At 74.0% G+C, this 18,825-nt stretch carries 17 protein-coding genes; 9 read left to right on the top strand and 8 right to left on the bottom strand.

Features of this window, described 5'->3' with window-relative positions:
• Positions 1–9: 9 nt before the first annotated feature.
• From BM158_RS01030 to rpmH, 8 genes are all read right to left on the bottom strand, one after another.
• Positions 10–1,023 carry a ParB/RepB/Spo0J family partition protein gene (locus BM158_RS01030; protein ID WP_091553606.1) on the bottom strand — a complete coding sequence of 338 codons (1,014 nt, stop codon included), beginning with the start codon at positions 1,021–1,023 and terminating at the stop codon, positions 10–12.
• Positions 1,020–2,105, bottom strand: a complete 1,086-nt coding sequence (locus tag BM158_RS01025; RefSeq protein WP_322789640.1) for a ParA family protein — start codon at positions 2,103–2,105, stop codon at positions 1,020–1,022. The genes BM158_RS01030 and BM158_RS01025 overlap by 4 nt, the downstream gene beginning before the upstream one ends.
• A gap of 103 nt (positions 2,106–2,208) precedes the next feature.
• Entirely contained in the window at positions 2,209–2,901 is a 693-nt protein-coding gene (gene rsmG, locus BM158_RS01020) for a 16S rRNA (guanine(527)-N(7))-methyltransferase RsmG (protein WP_229827536.1), read from the bottom strand.
• Positions 2,898–3,542 (bottom strand): Jag family protein, encoded by a 645-nt coding sequence (locus tag BM158_RS01015; RefSeq protein WP_091553604.1) that lies wholly within the window; start codon positions 3,540–3,542, stop codon positions 2,898–2,900. Before BM158_RS01015 ends, rsmG begins: the two co-directional genes overlap by 4 nt.
• A gap of 82 nt (positions 3,543–3,624) precedes the next feature.
• Positions 3,625–4,713: a membrane protein insertase YidC gene (gene yidC, locus BM158_RS01010; RefSeq protein WP_165628799.1), complete on the bottom strand. Its 1,089-nt coding sequence runs from the start codon at positions 4,711–4,713 to the stop codon at positions 3,625–3,627.
• Entirely contained in the window at positions 4,706–4,999 is a 294-nt protein-coding gene (yidD, locus tag BM158_RS01005) for a membrane protein insertion efficiency factor YidD (protein ID WP_091553602.1), read from the bottom strand. Before yidD ends, yidC begins: the two co-directional genes overlap by 8 nt.
• A complete protein-coding gene (gene rnpA, locus BM158_RS01000; protein WP_091553600.1) occupies positions 4,996–5,367 on the bottom strand; it encodes a ribonuclease P protein component in 372 nt (123 codons plus the stop codon). The genes yidD and rnpA overlap by 4 nt, the downstream gene beginning before the upstream one ends.
• 1 nt (position 5,368) lies before the next feature.
• Complete coding sequence (gene rpmH, locus BM158_RS00995; RefSeq protein WP_040338882.1) at positions 5,369–5,506, bottom strand: 50S ribosomal protein L34; 138 nt, start codon at positions 5,504–5,506, stop codon at positions 5,369–5,371.
• A gap of 616 nt (positions 5,507–6,122) precedes the next feature.
• On the opposite strand from rpmH, the gene dnaA reads away from it, so the two are divergent.
• The 9 genes from dnaA to gyrB all read left to right on the top strand — a co-directional run bounded on the left by dnaA (position 6,123) and on the right by gyrB (position 18,751).
• Positions 6,123–7,868: a chromosomal replication initiator protein DnaA gene (gene dnaA / locus BM158_RS00990; protein WP_207506062.1), complete on the top strand. Its 1,746-nt coding sequence runs from the start codon at positions 6,123–6,125 to the stop codon at positions 7,866–7,868.
• A gap of 509 nt (positions 7,869–8,377) precedes the next feature.
• Complete coding sequence (dnaN, locus tag BM158_RS00985) at positions 8,378–9,532, top strand: DNA polymerase III subunit beta (RefSeq protein WP_229827537.1); 1,155 nt, start codon at positions 8,378–8,380, stop codon at positions 9,530–9,532.
• A gap of 97 nt (positions 9,533–9,629) precedes the next feature.
• A complete protein-coding gene (gene gnd, locus BM158_RS00980; protein ID WP_091553598.1) occupies positions 9,630–10,562 on the top strand; it encodes a phosphogluconate dehydrogenase (NAD(+)-dependent, decarboxylating) in 933 nt (310 codons plus the stop codon).
• 1 nt (position 10,563) lies between these two features.
• Positions 10,564–11,766 carry a DNA replication/repair protein RecF gene (gene recF, locus BM158_RS00975; RefSeq protein WP_091553596.1) on the top strand — a complete coding sequence of 401 codons (1,203 nt, stop codon included), beginning with the start codon at positions 10,564–10,566 and terminating at the stop codon, positions 11,764–11,766.
• Entirely contained in the window at positions 11,759–12,259 is a 501-nt protein-coding gene (locus BM158_RS00970) for a DciA family protein (RefSeq protein WP_091553594.1), read from the top strand. The genes recF and BM158_RS00970 overlap by 8 nt, the downstream gene beginning before the upstream one ends.
• Before the next feature lie 20 nt (positions 12,260–12,279).
• Positions 12,280–13,260 carry a hypothetical protein gene (locus BM158_RS00965; protein ID WP_091553592.1) on the top strand — a complete coding sequence of 327 codons (981 nt, stop codon included), beginning with the start codon at positions 12,280–12,282 and terminating at the stop codon, positions 13,258–13,260.
• A complete protein-coding gene (locus BM158_RS00960; RefSeq protein WP_165628798.1) occupies positions 13,257–15,020 on the top strand; it encodes an ABC transporter ATP-binding protein in 1,764 nt (587 codons plus the stop codon). Before BM158_RS00965 ends, BM158_RS00960 begins: the two co-directional genes overlap by 4 nt.
• A gap of 60 nt (positions 15,021–15,080) precedes the next feature.
• Complete coding sequence (locus BM158_RS00955) at positions 15,081–16,475, top strand: APC family permease (protein WP_091553585.1); 1,395 nt, start codon at positions 15,081–15,083, stop codon at positions 16,473–16,475.
• A gap of 239 nt (positions 16,476–16,714) precedes the next feature.
• Positions 16,715–18,751: a DNA topoisomerase (ATP-hydrolyzing) subunit B gene (gene gyrB / locus BM158_RS00950; protein ID WP_091553581.1), complete on the top strand. Its 2,037-nt coding sequence runs from the start codon at positions 16,715–16,717 to the stop codon at positions 18,749–18,751.
• Positions 18,752–18,825 lie beyond the last annotated feature (74 nt).

Genomic DNA, 18,825 nt, shown 5'->3' with positions numbered 1-18,825 from the left:
AACCAGCGGTCAGGCCGGGGGCTGGCTCCGGCCGGTGATCTCCGGCGCCATCATGCCGACGATGCGCTGCAGGTCGTCCACCGAGCCGAACTCGACCACGATGCGGCCCTTCGCCCGGCCGATCTGCACCTTGACCTTGGTCTCGAAGGCGTCGGACAGCCGGTGGGCGAGGTCCTCCACCCCGGGTGCGGTGATGGTGCGCCCGGACTTCCGCTTGGCCTCCGGCTCGTGCGCGACGGCGAGGGCGACGGCCTCCTCGGTGGCGCGCACGCTCATGCCCTCGGCGACGATCCGGGTGGCGAGGGCGTCCATGGCCTCCGGGGTGGGCAGGCCGAGCAGCGCGCGGGCGTGCCCGGCCGACAGCACGCCGGCGGCGACCCGGGTCTGCACCTTCACCGGCAGCTTCATCAGCCGGATGGTGTTGGTGACCTGGGAGCGGCTGCGCCCGATCCGGCCGGCCAGCTCCTCGTGGGTGGCGCCGAACTCCTCGAGCAGCTGCTGGTAGGCCGCGGCCTCCTCCAGCGGGTTGAGCTGCACCCGGTGGATGTTCTCCAGCAGCGCGTCGCGCAGCATGGCGTCGTCGGAGGTGTCCCGGACGATCGCCGGGACGGTCTCCAGCTCGGCGGCGCGGGCGGCACGCAGCCGCCGCTCGCCCATGATGAGCTCGTAGCCGCCCTCGCTGCGCTCGCGGACCACGATGGGCTGGAGCAGGCCGAACTCCTTGACGGAGTGGGTGAGCTCCTCCAGCGCCTCGTCGTCGAAGACGAGCCGGGGCTGCTTGGGGTTGGGGACGACGTCGGTGACGGCCACCTCGCGCAGCTGCGCGCCGGGGATGCCGGCCACCTCCTCGGGGCGGTCGGCCACCGGGGCCAGCGCCGGTGCCGGCGCGAGGCCTGCGGCGGCGCGCTCGGCGGCGGCCTCCACGGCCTCGGCGGCCCGGGCGGCCGGGGTCGCGGTCGCCGCGGGGGCGCTGGTGGGGATCAGGGCCGCCAGGCCCCGGCCGAGTCCGCCGCGCTTGGTCATGAGTCCTCCTGGGTTCGGGTCGCCACGGACTGACCGAGGACGAGGGCGTTGAGCGGCGGGGCGGCCGGGGGAGCCGCGGCGGGCGAGGGCTGGGCCGGCACGAGGGGCTGCAGCGCGGCCCCCCGGACGGCGAGCTCGCGGGCGGCCTCGACGTAGCTGGTCGACCCCCGGGAGCCCGGGTCGTAGGTCAGCACCGACTGGCCGTAGCCCGGCGCCTCGCTGACCCGGACGTTGCGCGGGATGACGGTGGACAGCACCAGCTCGCCGAAGTGGTTGCGCACCTCGTCGGCCACCTGGTCGGCGAGCTTGGTGCGACCGTCGTGCATGGTGAGGAGGATGGTGCTCACGGTGATGCCGGGGTTCAGGTGCGCGCGGACCAGCTCGATGTTGGAGAGCAGCTGGCCCAGACCCTCGAGCGCGTAGTACTCGCACTGGATGGGGATGAGCACCTCGTCCCCGGCGACCAGCGCGTTGAGGGTGAGCAGCCCCAGCGACGGCGGGCAGTCGATGAGCACGTAGTGCGGCCGCTCGTCGGCGGGCAGCGCATGCAGGTGCGCCTCGATGGCCCGGCGCAGCCGGTGCTCGCGGGCGACGACGCTCACCAGCTCGATCTCGGCGCCGGCCAGGTCGATGGTGGCCGGCACGCAGCGCAGGTTGGGCGAGGCGGTGGTGGGGTGGGTGACCTCGCCGAGCGTGGCCTCCCCGACGAGGGCGTCGTAGACCGACGGGGTGCCGACGACGTGCTCGACGCCGAGGGCGGTGCTGGCGTTGCCCTGCGGGTCGAGGTCGATCACCAGCACCCGGAGGCCGAACAGCGACAGCGCCACCCCGAGGTTGACCGTCGAGGTCGTCTTGCCGACGCCGCCCTTCTGGTTGGCGATCGTGAGCACCCGGATCCGCCCCGGCGGCGGGAACGGGTCCTGCTCCCCGGCGTGCAGCACCCGGGTGGCGCGCATCGCCTCCATCGCGATGGGGCTGTCGAACTCCGCTCCGGCCGGCGGGAGGTCGGCGGCCAGACTGCTGCGCAGCCGTTCGCCCGGGTCCGTCATGCCGAAGTCCTCCTCACCCGGGACGGGTTCCACGTGGAACACGCTCGGGTCGCTGTAGCCAGTTCCACGTGAAACGCCAACCGTGGAATTCCGCGGTCCAGCCTACGGGTCGACGAGTCGACGGCGGGTGGTCCGCTCAGCGGCCGGTGCGGGTCATGACGACGACCTGCGTGGCCGCCTCGCCCAGGTCGGCCCCGACCGGGCGGACGTGCACGTCGCGCATGCCCGCGGCGGTCAGCTCGGGCACCAGGTCGGGCACCTCGGCCGCGGCCTTCGCCCCGACCAGGGCGACCAGCTGTGCACCGGGCCGCAGCATGCCCCGCACCCAGCCCACGAGCCGGGGGAGCGGTGCGACGGCCCGGGCCGTGACGACGTCGACCTGGCCCACCGCCCGGACGACGGACCTCTCCTCCGCCCGGCCGCGGACCACCGACCAGTCGGTGCCCAGCTCCTCGACGACGTGGGTCAGGAACTCCACCCGGCGGGCCATCGGCTCCACCAGGGTCAGTGCGAGGTCGGGCCGGGCCAGCGCGAGCGGGATGCCGGGCAGACCCGCCCCACTGCCCACATCCACCACACGCGCCCCGTGCGGCACGGCCTCGGCGACCGCGACGCTGTTGAGCACGTGCCGCTCCCACAGCCGCGGGACCTCGCGCGGGCCGATGAGCCCGCGCACCACGCCCTCGCCGGCGAGCAGCTCGACGTAGCGGCGAGCGCCGGCCAGCTGGTCGCCGAAGACCCCCGCCGCCGTGGGCGGCTCCATCGGCAGCGCCGCGGTCGGCGGCTCGACCGGCAGCTCGCCGGCCGGGCCGCCCACGCCGTCGGTCACGAGGCCGGCAGGACCACGACGCGGCGGTTCGGCTCCTCGCCCTCGGACTCGCTGCGGACGCCGTCGGCGGCGGCGATGACGTCGTGCACGACCTTGCGCTCGAACGGGTTCATCGGCGCCAGGCGCTCAGCGGTGCCGCTGGCGGCGACGCGGGCGGCGGCCTGGCCGGCCAGGTCGGTGAGGTCGGCGCGGCGCTTGGCCCGGAAGCCGCCGATGTCCAGCATCAGCCGGCTGCGGGTGCCGGTGGACTGCGCGACCGCGAGGCGGGTCAGCTCCTGCAGGGCCTCCAGGGTGGCGCCGCCGGCGCCGATGAGGGTGGTCAGCTCACCGCCGACCACGGCCACCGAGGCGCGGTCGCCCTCGACGTCGAGGTCGATGTCGCCGTCCACGTCGAGGATGTCGAGCAGGCGCTCGAGGTAGTCGCCGGCGACGTCGCCCTCCTGGACGAGCAGGTCGTCCTCCTCGTCGTCGTCCTCCTCGTCCTCGCCGTCCTCGTCGGTCTCGTCCTCGGTCTCCTCGTCGGTGTCCTCGAGGACGTCGACGGGCTCGACCACGGCGTCCGCGTCGACCGGGTCGGCGTCGGGCAGGGCGGTCTCGGTCCCGCTGGTGTCCGGTGCGGTGCTGCTCTGCGGGGTGCTCACGTGGTCTCCTCCTGGGGGAGTGCCGGCGGCCGGGGGTGGACCCGGAGGTGGGGGAGGCGCGCCGCGCGCGCCGGGGGTGGGCTCAGCGCCGTTTGCGCTTGCCCCGGTTGGCGGGGCCGGCCGAGCCGCCCGAGGTGCGCGGCCGGCTGCCGCCGCCGGGACGCCCGCCGTTGCTGCCGTTCGCGGTCCCCGGGTCGGTCGGCGTGGGGTCGACCGGCGTGGCCCCGGCGTCGGGGGTGGGGTCGGCGGTCGGCGCGCCGTCGGCGTCGACGGTCGAGGACGGCGCGACCGGGCCCCGCTTGGGCCGGACCGGCTTGGCGCCGGGCTTCGGGGCGAGCAGCTTGGGGTCGATCCTGGGCTTGTCGGCCTCGGCCTTGGCCAGCGCGGCCGGCGACCCGGGCGGGGGCATCTTCTTGAGGATGTAGAACTGCTGGCCCAGGGTCCACAGGTTGTTGGTGAACCAGTACAGCAGCACCAGGATCGGGAAGAAGAAGCCCGAGACGAACAGGCTGATCGGCATGCCGTAGAGCAGCAGCTTCTGCACGGTGGCGGCCTGGCCCTCGACCGGGCCGGAGCGCTTCTGGATCTGCTTCTGCGTGTAGTACGTCGTGAAGCACATGATCAGGATCAGGATCATCGCGACGACGCGGATGTTGGTGTAGCTGCCCCCGGTCAGGCCGAGGATGGCCTGCTCCTTGTCGCCCACCATGTTGAACGAGGCGGCGATCGGGGCGCCGAACAGCTTGGCGTTGGCGGCCTGCTGCGTGAGGTCGAAGTCCCAGCTGTACAGACCCGGCTTGCCCGGCGCGATGCGGCGCAGCACGTGGAACAGACCGATGAAGATCGGGATCTGCGGCAGGATCGGCAGGCAGCCGGCCAGCGGGTTGACCCCGCGCTCCTTCTGCAGCGCCATCATCGCCTGGCTGAAGCCCTGCTTGTCCGCGCCGTACTGCTTGCGCAGCTTCTGGATCTCCGGCTGGATCTCCTGCATCGCCCGCTGGCTCTTGACCTGCTTGACGAACAGCCGGAACAGCAGGATGCGGATGGTCACCACGAGCATGACCACCGACAGCGCCCAGGCGATGCCGCCCGCCGGGTCCAGGAACGTGGAGAACAGTGCGTGCCACTGCTTCATCACCCACGCGATCGCGGTGTACAGCCAGTCAAGCAACGCGGGCCTCCGTGGGCGCGGGCGAGGGTGGGGACGCTGTGCCAGACGAGTGGACCAGCTGGGCGGTTCCGGGGACGAGGTCGATGCCGCCACGGTGCCAGGGCGCGCACTTGGCGATGCGCACCACGGTCAGCCAGCCCCCGCGGGCGGCGCCGTGCACCTGCACCGCCTCCTGCGCGTACTCGCTGCAGGTGGGGGTGAAGCGGCAGCGCGGGCCCAGCAGCGGGCTGATGCCGCGCCGGTAGAAGCCGATGAGGCCCAGCAGGGCCCGGGCGCCGGTGCTCACCGGGTGCCCAGCACGCGGTCGAGACCGCGGGACAGGTCCCGGCGCAGGGTGTCGGTGTCGGCGTCGGCCGCCTCGGGGCGGGCCCGCACCACCAGGTCCGACCGCGGCGGCAGACGGTGCAGCTCGTCGCGCACCAGGTGCCGCAGCCGGCGGGTCACCCGGTGGCGGCAGACCGAGTTGCCGACGGTCTTGCCCACCACGAAACCGGCCCGCGGCCCGGGAGGGGGGTCACCAGGACCCCCGCCACGGACGACGGGCCGTTCGGGGAGGTAGTGCACGACCAGGGTCGGGCGCCCGGCACGCCGGCCGGAGCGGACGACCACGGTGAACTCCGGACGCCGGCGCAGGCGGGCCTGCGCAGGCAGCACGTCAGGCGGAGAGCTTCTCGCGGCCCTTGCGGCGACGGCCGGCAAGGATGGCGCGGCCCGCGCGGGTACGCATCCGGAGCCGGAAGCCGTGGGTCTTGGACCGGCGACGGTTGTTCGGCTGGAACGTGCGCTTGCTCACGAGGTGCTCCCACTGACGACGACGAGGTGGTGACCACCGGTCGGGCGGTCACGCGGCGGTGCCGGGCGGCGACCCGGCGGTGCGCCGGACCCCTGCCTGCACCGAGGCTGGTGGCCTGCACCCAGCGCCGGGACCGCGTGGCGGGCACGCAGCAACCGTCCGCTGTGCACAGACGCGGACCAGCATAGCCGAGCCGGCGACCTGGCCGGTGGACGGCCGCCGGGGACCCCGGGAGGGCCCGTCGCGGGGACCCACCGAACCACACCGGTGTCGTTGCCCGCCTGTGGACGGTGCTGTTAGCGTCGCCTCGCTCTCCACCGGTCGACACGGCCGCCCCGGGCGGTCCCGACCGCGGTCGGACCCTCCCCGGCAGCCGGCCCGGTCCACACCCCCCGCCTGCACCCTGACCTGGGCGGACAACCCGGACCGGCCCGACCGGGGCACGCCCGGCCACAGCACGTCCCCAACCGTCGTCCACACTCTGTGGACAGTGGTGTGGACCCCGCCCGGACCCCGGTCCACACCGGTGGATCCACCCGGGGACGACGCACCGGCACGGCAGCCGCGCACCGGGCGCACAGCAGGGGCACGACGGGGACGGAAGGGACGGAAGTCGATGGCCGACACCACCGGCGAGCTGGGACCGGTCTGGGACCGGATCCGGGAGCGCCTGGCCGGCGACCTGACCCGCCAGCAGAACGCGATGCTCGGGCTGACCCGGCCGCTGGGCCTGGTCGAGGGCGTCTTCGTGCTCGCCGCGCCGAACGAGTTCACCCAGACCGTGCTGGAGTCCCGGATCCGCACCGCGCTCACCGAGGCCCTGACCGCCGAGTTCGGCAAGGAGACCAAGGTCGCCGTCCAGCTCGAGGACGCCCCGCCCAGCCGGCCGGAGCCGACCCGGCCCGAGCCGCGCCCCGAGCGGGAGCGCGCCGAGGACCGTCCCGCCGAGCGCCCGGCCGACACCTGGGACGGCGAGCGCCGCGAGCCCGACCGGTACGACGCCGACCGTTACGACGCCGACCGCCGCGAGCCCGACGGCTGGGACAGCGACGCCCGCCAGCGCGGCGAGCGCGACCGCGACGCCGAGGACCGCGCCGCCCGCGCCCAGGTCGACGACGGGCGCACCGCGTTCGGCGTCCGCACCGACGTCTGGCTGCCCGAGTCCGGCGACGGCCGCGACTGGTCGCGCGGCAACGGCAACGCCCCGGCCTGGGACATGCCGCGCAGCGACCCCCGCCGGCCCGCGCCCTGGGACGGCCCCGACACCGACGCCGACCCCGCCACCGGCCCGTCCCGCCGACCGGCGGCCGGCCGCCCCGGTGGCGGTGACCTGGGGCTGAACCCCAAGTACGTCTTCGACAGCTTCGTCATCGGCAACAGCAACCGGTTCGCCCACGCCGCGGCCGTCGCCGTCGCCGAGGCGCCGGCCCGGGCCTACAACCCGCTGTTCGTCTACGGCGACTCCGGTCTGGGCAAGACCCACCTGCTGCACGCGATCGGCCACTACGCGGCGCGGATGTTCCCCGACGTCCGGGTCCGGTACGTCTCCACCGAGGAGTTCACCAACGAGTTCATCAACCTGGTGCACTCCGGCCGGGCCGAGGACTTCCGCCGCCGCTACCGGGACATCGACTTCCTGCTCATCGACGACATCCAGTTCCTGGAGCGCGCCGAGCGGACGCAGGAGGAGTTCTTCCACACCTTCAACACGCTGCACAACGCCAGCAAGCAGATCGTGATCACCTCCGACCGGCCGCCGAAGAAGCTGACGACGCTGGAGGACCGGCTGCGCACCCGCTTCGAGTGGGGGCTGATCACCGACGTCCAGGCGCCCGACCTGGAGACCCGCATCGCGATCCTGCGGAAGAAGGCCTACGGCGAGCGGCTGCAGGCCCCCGACCCGGTGCTGGAGTTCATCGCCAGCAAGGTGCAGACCAACATCCGCGAGCTCGAGGGCGCGCTGATCCGGGTCACCGCCTTCGCCAGCCTGAACAAGCAGCCGGTCGACCTGGCGCTGGCCGAGCTGGTGCTCAAGGACCTGATCAGCGACGAGCAGGGCCCGCAGATCACCGCGGCGATCATCATGGCCGCCACCGCCGAGTACTTCTCCGTGACGATGGAGGAGCTGCAGGGCGCCAACCGCAGCCGCACGCTGGTCAACGCCCGGCAGATCGCGATGTACCTGTGCCGCGAGCTCACCGAGCTGTCGCTGCCGCGCATCGGGGCCTCCTTCGGCGGCAAGGACCACACCACGGTCATGCACGCGGTCAAGAAGATCACCGGCCTGATGGGCGAGCGCCGCGCCACCTACACCCAGGTCACCGAGCTCACCGCCCGCATCAAGTCCCGCGCCCGCCAGTAGCGGCCGCCGCGGGTCGACAAACCCGTTCATCCCCAGATCTGTGCACAGGGTGGGGACTGCCGGTCCCCATGTCGACCGGCCCCGTACCCAGGCCACCCACGGGTTCTCCCCGGTCCGTCCCCCGGACGGGTGCGTTGGGGATCCACCGGGGGTGGGGGCGGGACAGCGGGTGGACCGACCGTGGACGCGGACGGTCACCGGTGGAGAACGGCCGACGAATCCCCATGTCGACCCCAGGTGACCGGTCACCGGCCCACACCGCGCCAACAGCCGCGCACCGGCCCTGACCTGCACGGACGGCCCCGGTCCCCAGTACCCACACCTGTGATGACGAGGATGAGGGAGTTCTCTCGAGGAGTTCTCGAACCACACCCTGGGTGTGCACGTGCGGTCGACGAGTCGACCCGAGCAGCACCAGGAGGAGCGGGGAGGGGCATTCGACGCCGACCGCCCCGGCAGGGGAGACTGTCGCCCGCACCGAGACAGGACCCGCAGGACGACGAGCAGGGGTGGACGACGACATGAAGTTCCGGGTGGCGCGCGAGGTGCTCTCCGACGCGGTGGCGTGGACGGCGCGCAGCCTGCCGCCGCGGCCGTCGGTCCCCGTCCTGGCCGGCATCCTGCTGGAGGTGCAGGGCGCCTCCCTGTCGGTGTCGGGCTTCGACTACGAGGTCTCCGCCCGTGCCGAGGTCGACGTCTCCTCCACCGAGGACGGCCGCGCGCTGGTCCCGGGCCGGCTGCTCGCCGAGATCGTCCGGGCGCTGCCGCCGCACCCGGTCGACGTCGTCGCCGAGGGCGCCCGGCTGGCGATCAGCTGCGGCAACGCGAAGTTCTCCCTGCCCACCCTGCCGGTCGAGGACTACCCGTCCCTGCCCTCGCTGCCCTCGACCGCCGGGGTCGTGGACAGCGACGCCTTCGCCGAGGCGGTGGGCCAGGTCGCCGTCGCCGCCGGCCGCGACGACACCCTGCCGATGCTCACCGGCGTCCGGCTGGAGATCGAGGACGACCGGGTCACCCTGGCCGCCACCGACCGCTACCGCCTCGCCGTCCGCGAGTTCGCCTGGCGCCCGGAGGTCTCGGGCCTCTCGGCCGCCGTTCTGGTCCCCGCGCGCACGCTCGCCGACGCGGCGAAGACGCTGACCGGCGGGCCGGAGGTCGTGCTGTCGCTGTCCTCGGGCGGTGCCGGCGAGGGCATCCTGGGCCTGTCGGGCAAGGACCGGCAGACCACCACCCGGCTGCTGGACGCCGAGTTCGTCAAGTACCGCGCGATCATGCCGAACGAGTCGGCCTCCCACGCCCTGCTGCCGGTGGGTGCCTTCACCGACGCGGCCAAGCGCGTCGCGCTGGTCGCCGAGCGCGGCACCCCGCTGCGCTGCGAGTTCACCCCCGGCCAGGTCACCCTGCGCGCCGGCGGCACCGACGACGAGGGGCAGGCCGAGGAGCGCTGCGACGTCGAGTTCGACGGCGACCCGCTGACCATCGGCTTCAACCCGACGTTCTTGCTCGACGGCCTGGCCTCGGTGCACACCGAGCGCGCCCGGATGGACTTCACCAGCGCGCTCAAGCCCGCGGTGCTGTCGGGCCACGAGGAGCCAGCCGAGGACGGCGCCCCGCGCCCGGGTTCCTACCGCTACCTGATCATGCCGGTGCGCCTGCCCGGCTGACCCGCCGCGCGACCCCGGCCCGGGGCGAGCACGATGGGCACCGCCCGGGGGCAGTGCCGCCCGCACCGGGGACGAGACCGACTCGAGGAGGACCGGCGTGCAGCTGGGGTTGATCGGACTGGGCAAGATGGGCGGCAACATGCGCGAGCGTGTCCGCCGGGCCGGGCACGAGGTGGTCGGCTACGACCGCTCGCCCGAGCTGCAGGACGTCGACAGCCTCGAGGCGCTGGTCGGCGCCCTGCAGGCGCCGCGCGTGGTGTGGGTGATGGTCCCCGCCGGCGACCCGACCCGCGAGACCGTCGAGGCGCTGGGCAACCTGCTCGAGGACGGCGACGTGGTGGTCGACGGCGGCAACTCGAAGTTCACCGACGACCAGGTGCACGCCGACCTGCTGGCGAAGAAGGGCATCGGCTACGTGGACGCCGGGGTCTCCGGTGGTGTCTGGGGCCTGCAGAACGGCTACGCCCTGATGGTCGGCGGCTCGAAGGAGGACGTCGCCAAGGTCCAGCCGATCTTCGACGCCCTCAAGCCGCCGGTCGACAAGGAGAGCGATTCCCCGGCCGGCGAGGGCGCGGGCTTCGTGCACGCCGGGCCGGTGGGCGCCGGGCACTTCGCCAAGATGGTCCACAACGGCATCGAGTACGCGATGATGCAGGCCTACGGCGAGGGCTACGAGCTGCTGGCCGCCGTCGACCTCATCGAGGACGTCCCCGGCGTCATCGCCTCCTGGACCCAGGGCACCGTCATCCGCTCCTGGCTGCTGGACCTGCTGGTCCGCGCGCTGCAGGAGGACCCGGGCCTGGAGGACATCACCGGCTGGGCCGCCGACTCCGGCGAGGGCCGCTGGACCGTCGAGCAGGCGATCGAGCACGCCGTCCCCATGCCGGCGATCTCGGCGTCGCTGTTCGCCCGGTTCTCCTCCCGGCAGGACGACAGCCCGACCATGAAGGCCGTCGCGGCGCTGCGCAACCAGTTCGGCGGCCACGCCGTCCAGGCCGCCAAGGCCCGTGAGGTCGAGGACCCGGCCTGAGTTGTACGTACGACATCTCCAGCTCGGGTCCTTCCGGAGCTGGGAGGCCGTCGACCTGGCACTGACGCCGGGTCCGACGGTCCTCGTCGGCCGCAACGGCCAGGGCAAGACGAACCTGGTCGAGGCGGTCGGCTACCTGGCGACGCTGGGCAGCCACCGGGTGTCCTCCGACGCCCCGCTGGTCCGGCACGGCGCCGCCCAGGCGGTGGTCCGGGCGGCGCTGCGCAAGGAGGACCGGGAGCTGCTGGTCGAGGTCGAGATCAACCCGGGCAAGGCCAACCGGGTCCGGGTCAACCGCTCCCCGCTGCCCCGGCCGCGCGAGCTGCTCGGGCTGGTCAAGACCGTGCTGTTCGCCCCCGAGGACCTCGCCCTGGTCCGCGGCGACCCGACCGAGCGGCGCCGGTTCCTCGACGACCTGCTGGTCAGCCGCACGCCGCGGCTGGCCGGGGTGCGGGCGGACTACGAGCGGGTGCTCAAGCAGCGCAACGCCTTGCTCAAGACCGCCAAGCTCGCCCGCGGCAACCTGGCCACGCTCGAGGTGTGGGACGGCCACCTCGCCGACCTCGGCGGCCAGCTGCTCGCCGCCCGGTTGCAGCTGGCCGCCGACCTGGACCCCTTCGTGACCGCGGCCTACGAGGGCGTGGCCGGGGAGGGCGCCGACCGCGCGCGGCTGGGCTACACCAGCACCGTCCCGCTGGCCGGCGACGGGACGGCGTTCCTGCCCGGCATCGGCGTGCCCTCGGCGGCGGAGCTGACCGCCGCGCTGGCCCGCCGGGTGGAGGAGCGGCGCAAGGAGGAGGTCGACCGCGGGGTCACCCTGGTCGGCCCGCACCGCGACGACCTGGTGCTGCACCTGGGCCCGGCGCCGGCGAAGGGGTACGCCAGCCACGGGGAGTCCTGGTCGTTCGCGCTGGCGGTGAAGCTGGCCTGCTTCGCGCTGCTGCGCGCCGACGGCGAGGAGCCGGTGCTGGTCCTCGACGACGTCTTCGCCGAGCTCGACGCCGGCCGGCGCACCGCGCTGGCCGAGGTGGCCGGCACCGCCGAGCAGTGCCTGATCACCGCCGCGGTGGCCGAGGACGTGCCGGCCGCGCTGCGCGGCACCCGGGTGCAGGTCGCGGCGGGGACGGCGACCGTCCTCACCGCCGAGGTCGACGGACCGGCCGCCGCGGAGGAGGCTGGGCCGGTGGGTGAGGCGCATGGGTGAGGACCGGCCGGCCCGGCCCAGCGACATCGCCCGGGCCGCGCTGGACGCCGCCCGCGCCGCCTCGGCCGCCCGCCCCCGCCCCACCCGCCGCCGGGTGGCCGGGCCGCGGCGCTCCTGGACCGGCGCCCACCCGGGCGCCGACGACCCGCAGACCCTCGGCTCGCTGGTGGACTCCCTGGTCAGCGCCGAGGACTGGGGGGAGCGCACCAAGGTCGGCTCGGTGTTCGGCCGGTGGGACTCCCTGGTCGGGCCCGACATCGCCGCGCACTGCGCGCCCCAGTCGCTCAGCGAGGGCGAGCTGACCGTCGTCGCGGAGTCCACCGCGTGGGCCACGCAGCTGCGGATGATGGCCCCGACCATCCTCGGCAAGCTGCACAACCAGGTCGGCGGGGACGTCGTGACCCGGTTGCGCGTTGTCGGTCCGACGGCACCCAGCTGGAAGAAGGGCCCCCGCACCGTCCGCGGGCGCGGCCCCCGCGACACCTACGGCTAGTCCCACGAGGAGAGCACCTGATGAGCACCCCCCGGAACGACGGCTTCGACGACCGTCCCGAGGACCAGCGCGGCTGGACCGAGCCCACCCACCTCGGCCAGGGCGGTGGCCAGGGCGACCAGGGTCAGCAGCAGCCCGGGAGCAGCTGGGAGCCCCCGGGCTGGTCGCTGCCCGACGCGGCCCCCGACCGGCCCGCCCAGCAGCCTCCCGCCCAGCAGCCACCGGCCCAGCAGGGCGACCGCGAGCCGACCCAGGAGTGGGAGGCCACCCCGCCCCCCGCGCAGCAGTGGGGCCCGCCGGCCCAGCAGCAGCCCCAGCCGTGGGACGCCCCGCCGCAGCAGGCCCCGCCGGCCCAGGAGGAGCGGCGCGGGCTGTTCGGCCGCCGTCCGCGCAAGCCCTCGGAGATCGAGCAGGCGTTCATGCCCAAGGGCGGCCCGTCCGGCGACCTGGCCGCCTGGGGTGCGGCGTACGGCTGGAGCGCCTCCGACGGCACCGCGCCCGAGGACGCCCCGCTGGCCCAGCTGGTGCAGAGCGCCCCGGTGCGGCCGGCGAAGTCGGAGGTGCCCAGCAACGTGCTGCGCGGCCGCGCCGACGGCGTCGACCTGGTCGCCTTCGACGTCGTCGCCCCCTACGGCCGCGGCTGGGTGGCCACCCACGCCATCACCGCCGCGCCCGTCCTCGGCCAGGTCCCCGGGTTCCGGCTGACCCCGGCCCGGTTCTGGCGGCACGGCACCGGCGGGCTGCTGCAGCTGCCCAGCGGTGACCAGGAGTTCGACACCCGCTGGGTGCTGCTGGCCGCCGAGGACTCCCCGCAGCTGCGCCGGCTGGTCGAGGACCCCGTCGTCCGCCAGCTGCTGCTCGGCTCCGACGACGGCGACGAGCTGTGGTCGGCGGTCGGGTTCGTCGCCGCCGTCCGGCCCGACGGGCAGCGCCCGCTGCTCGTCGAGCACCACGCCCGGATCCTGGCCGCGGTGGTGGGCGCGCTCGCCGCAGGGCGGTGACGCAGGCCCCCCGCCCCGCGGGGGCCGGGGTCCGCGAGCTGTGGCCCCTGCTCCGCCCGCACCGCCGCGCGCTGGCCGCGGCCGCCGTGCTGTCCCTGGTCTCGGCGGCCGCCGCGCTCGCCCAGCCGCTGCTGGTCTCGCGGGTGGTCGACGCGGTCGGCGCCGGCCGGCCGCTGCTGCCGGTGGTCGCCGCGCTGGTCGTCGTCCTGGTCGCGGCCGCCGTCCTCGGGGCGGGCCAGCAGTACCTGCTGCAGCGCACCGCCGAGGGCGTCGTCCTCACCACCCGGCGGACGCTGGCCGACCGGCTGCTGCGGCTGCCCGTCGCCGAGTACGACCGGCGGCGCACCGGTGACCTGATGAGCCGGGTCGGCGCCGACACCACGCTGCTGCGGGCCACGGTCACCAGCGGCGTGGTCGAGGTCGGCGGCGCGCTGGTCGTCGGGATCGGTGCGCTGGTGGCGATGGCGCTGGTCGACGGCGTGCTGCTGCTGGTCACCGTCGGGTCGGTGAGCATCGGCGTGGTCGTGGCGGTCGCCGCGGCCCGGCGGGTGCGCCGGCTGTCCCGGCAGGCCCAGGAGCAGGTCGGGGCGATGAGCGCGGCGGTGGAGCGGGCGCTGTCGGCGGTGCGCACCATCCGGGCCAGCGGGGCGACCGCCCGCGAGGTCGACACGGTCGGCGCCTCGGCGCAGCGGGCCTGGGCCGCCGGCGTCGCGGTCGCCCGGCTGCAGGCGCTGGTCTCCCCGGCCAGCTCGATCGCCGTGCAGGGCGCGTTCCTCGCCGTCCTCGGCCTCGGCGGCTACCGGGTGGCCACCGGCGCGATCGGCGTCGCCGACCTCATCGCGTTCATCCTCTACCTGTTCCTGCTGGTCATGCCGCTGGGCCAGGTCATCCGGGCCTACACCGAGCTGCAGACCGGGCTGGGTGCGCTGGCCCGCGTGCAGGAGGTGCTGGCGCTCGAGCCCGAGGACGACGACCGGCCGCAGCGCCCCGGCACGACCACCGCGCCGCGGCTGCCCGCCCCCGGTGCAGCCACCCCGCTGCTGGAGCTGCGCGACGTCGAGTTCGGCTACGGCGACGGCACGCCGGTGCTGCACGGGGTCTCGTTCTCCGTGCCCGCCGGCAGCCGCACCGCCGTCGTCGGCCCCTCCGGCGCGGGCAAGTCGACCCTGCTGGCGCTGGTCGAGGGCTTCTACCCGCTGACCGGCGGGTCGGTGCGGTGGGCCGGCACCGACGTCCGGGAGCTGCCGCGCGCCGCGCTGCGCGCCCGGATGGGCTACGTCGAGCAGGAGGCCCCGGTGCTGGCCGGCACCGTGCGGGAGAACCTGCTGCTGGCGGCCCCGGACACCCCCGAGCCCGAGCTGTGGCGGGTGCTCGCCGACGTCGGCCTGACCCCGGTCGTCGAGCGGTCCGAGCTGGGCCTGGACGTGCTGGTCGGTGACGACGGCGTGCTGCTGTCCGGCGGGGAGCGGCAGCGGCTGGCCATCGCCCGGTCGCTGCTGGCCCGCCCCGCGCTGCTGCTGCTCGACGAGCCGACCGCCAGCCTGGACGCCCGCAACGAGGCCCTGCTCCGGCAGACCCTCGACGCCGCCGCCCGCGACCGCGCCCTGCTGGTGGTGGCCCACCGGCTGTCCACGGTGCGCGACTCCGACCAGATCGTGGTGCTGGAGGGCGGCCGGGTGGTCGCCGTCGGCACGCACGACGAGCTGGTCGAGACCGACCCCCTCTACCGCGAGCTCGCCACCGCCCAGCTGCTCGTCTGAGTGGCGGCTGTGGGCGGCACGGTCCACGCTCTCCCGCACCACCGCGGAGAGGGGCAGCCGATGGCCACCACCGAGCAGCAGACCCAGCCGGAGCTCGAGCGGGTGATGGGTCCCGGCCTGCTCCTGCTGTTCATCGTCGGCGACGTGCTGGGCACCGGCATCTACGCCCTCACCGGCCAGGTCGCCGCCCAGGTCGGCGGCATCGTGTGGGCGCCGTTCCTCGTCGCCTTCCTCGTCGCGCTGGTCACCGCGTTCAGCTACCTGGAACTGGTCACCAAGTACCCCCGCGCCGCCGGCGCCGCGCTGTACACGCACAAGGCCTTCGGCGTGCACTTCCTGACCTTCCTGGTCGCCTTCGCGGTGATGAGCTCGGGCATCACGTCGGCGTCCACGGCCGCGCGGGCGTTCAGCTCCAACGCCGCGGCGGTGTTCGGCCTCGACCTGGGCGAGGGCATCGGCATCACGCTGATCGGCCTGGGCTTCATGGGCCTGGTCGCGGTGGTCAACCTGCGCGGGGTCGGCGAGAGCGTCAAGGCCAACGTGGTGCTCACCTGCGTCGAGCTCACCGGCCTGCTGGTCGTCATCGGCGTCGGCGCCTGGGCGCTGGGCCTGGGCGAGGGCGACCTGTCCCGGGTCACCGAGGTCGACACCGGCGACCAGAGCCTGCTCGGCGGGGTCATCGCCGCCACCGGCCTGGCCTTCTTCGCGATGGTCGGCTTCGAGGACAGCGTCAACATGGCCGAGGAGTGCAAGGAGCCGCGGCGGATCTTCCCCCGCGTGCTGCTCACCGGGCTGGCCGTCACCGGCGTCATCTACGTGCTGGTGTCGATCTCGGCGATCTCCCTGGTGCCGGCCGACCGGTTGTCGCAGGGCGACACCCCGCTGCTCCAGGTGGTGCAGGCCGGGGCGCCGGGCTTCCCGCTCGGGCTGTTCGGCGTCATCACGATGTTCGCCGTCGCCAACTCGGCGCTGATCAACATGCTGATGGCCAGCCGGCTGGTCTACGGCATGAGCCGCGAGGGCGTGCTGCCGCCGCTGCTGGGCCGGGTCGGGCCGCGCCGGCGCACCCCGGTCACCGCCATCCTGTTCACCACCGCGCTGGCCTTCGGGCTCATCACCTTCGTCGGCGCCGTCCCCGACCTGGGCGGGACGACGGCGTTGCTGCTGCTGGTGGTCTTCGCGGTGGTCAACGTCGCGGTCCTGGTGCTGCGCCGCGACCGGGTGGACGCCGACCACTTCCGGACGCCGGCCCTGCTGCCCGTCGTCGGCGCCCTGGCCTGCGCCTACCTGGCCACCCCGTTCGCCGGCCGGCCGGTGGTGCAGTACCAGATCGCCGGCGTGCTGCTCGCCGTCGGCGTCGCGCTCTGGGCGGTCACCGTGCTGGTCAACCGGCGCACCGGGACGACCACCCGGCTGGACCCCGAGGCCCTCTCCGGCGACGGCCCGGTCAACTAGCCGCCGAAGGCGGCTCAGGGTCCGTGACGGACGCCGGGGCAACACAGGTGGTGGTCGAGCTCCTCCTGGTGCGGCAGAGGTGACGTCAGGGCCCGGACGGCGCGGTTCTGTCGGCGGGACCCGGTACGATCGAGGGGTCGTACCGCCAGCAGCCCGCTGAGCGCCGTCCTGCGCGTCCCGCCCTCCCCGGCGGGCCCCGCCCGGCCGGCCGGCGGCTCGCGCGAGAAGAAGGGCCCCACGTGGCTGGATCCGGCAAGCCTGCCGAGCAGAACTCCTACTCCGGTAGCTCGATCACCGTCCTCGAGGGGCTCGAGGCGGTCCGCAAGCGCCCCGGCATGTACATCGGCTCGACCGGCGAGCGCGGCCTGCACCACATGGTGTGGGAGGTCGTGGACAACGCCGTCGACGAGTCGCTGGCCGGGTTCTGCGACACCGTCCGGGTCACCCTGCTCGACGACGGCGGCGTCCGGGTCGAGGACAACGGCCGAGGCATCCCGGTCGACATGCACCCGGTGCAGAAGCGGCCCACCGTCGAGGTCGTCCTGACGATCCTGCACGCCGGCGGCAAGTTCGACGGCAAGTCCTACGGCGTCTCCGGTGGTCTGCACGGCGTCGGCGTCACCGTGGTCAACGCGCTGTCCACCTCGCTGGACGTCGAGATCTGGCGCGACGGCACCGAGTACGCCCAGCACTACACCGAGACCGTGCCCGGCGAGCTGCGCACGATCGGGTCCACGAAGAAGCGCGGCACCGCGATCACCTTCTGGGCCGACCCGGCGATCTTCGAGACGACCACCTACTCGTTCGAGACCATCCGCCGCCGCCTGCAGGAGATGGCCTTCCTGAACAAGGGCCTGACCATCGTGCTGCGCGACGAGCGCCGCAGCACAGCGGTCGCGGAGTCCGCCGCCGAGGACCTGCTGACCTTGGAGGCCGACCCGGCCGGCGAGGCCGAGAAGCCCTTCGAGCCGGTGGAGATCACCTACCGCTACGACGGCGGCCTGTCCGACTACGTCCGGCACGTCAACGCCAAGAAGAACCCGATCCACAAGTCGGTCATCGCCTTCGGCGCCGAGGGCACCGGCAAGAACGACACCGCGATGAGCCTCGAGGTCGCGATGCAGTGGTCGGAGTCCTACTCCGAGTCGGTGCACACCTTCGCCAACATCATCAACACCCACGAGGGCGGCACCCACGAGGAGGGCTTCCGCGCGGCGCTGACCTCGATCGTCAACCGGTACGCCGTCGAGAAGAAGCTGCTCAAGGACAAGCCGGAGGACAAGCTCTCCGGCGAGGACATCCGCGAGGGCCTGGCCGCGATCGTCTCGGTGAAGCTGGGCGACCCCCAGTTCGAGGGCCAGACCAAGACCAAGCTGGGCAACACCGAGGTCAAGGGCTTCGTGCAGCGGGTCTGCAACGAGCAGATCGGCCACTGGTTCGAGGCCAACCCGGCCGAGGCCAAGACCATCATCACCAAGGCCAGCTCCGCCGCCCGCGCCCGCCGCGCCGCGCAGGACGCCCGCAAGCTCGCCCGCAAGAGCCTGCTGTCGGTGTCCGGCCTGCCCGGCAAGCTCTCCGACTGCCGCTCCACCGACCCCGCCCGCAGCGAGGTCTACATCGTCGAGGGCGACTCGGCCGGCGGCTCGGCGAAGTCCGGCCGCGACTCGATGTTCCAGGCGATCCTGCCCATCCGCGGCAAGATCATCAACGTCGAGAAGGCGCGCATCGACCGGGTGCTGAAGAACACCGAGGTCCAGTCGATGATCACGGCCTTCGGCACCGGCATCCACGACGAGTTCGACATCAGCAAGCTGCGCTACCACAAGATCGTGCTGATGGCCGACGCCGACGTCGACGGCCAGCACATCTCCACGCTGCTGCTGACCCTGCTGTTCCGGTTCATGCGGCCGCTGGTCGAGGGCCAGTACGTCTACCTCGCCAAGCCCCCGCTGTACAAGATCAAGTGGGGCGGCAAGCACGACGACGAGTACGCCTACTCCGACCGCGAGCGCGACGCGCTGGTCAAGGCCGGCGCCGAGGGCGGGCGCAAGGTCAAGGAGGAGATGATCCAGCGCTACAAGGGTCTGGGCGAGATGAACGCCGGGGAGCTGTGGGAGACCACGATGAACCCCGAGACCCGCATCCTGCGCCAGGTCACCCTCGAGGACGCCGCTGCCGCCGACGAGATCTTCAGCGTCCTCATGGGCGAGGACGTCGAGGCCCGCCGCTCCTTCATCACCCGCAACGCCAAGGACGTCCGCTTCCTGGACGTGTAGCCGGGCCCGTCCGGGCCCGATCGGGCCAGGACGGCGTCGCCGGCCACTGCGGCGACACCTCCCAGCCACCCGGG

This window comes from Klenkia taihuensis (assembly GCF_900112525.1).
Taxonomy (GTDB): domain Bacteria; phylum Actinomycetota; class Actinomycetes; order Mycobacteriales; family Geodermatophilaceae; genus Klenkia; species Klenkia taihuensis.
This window is presented reverse-complemented; position numbering and strand designations above follow the sequence as displayed.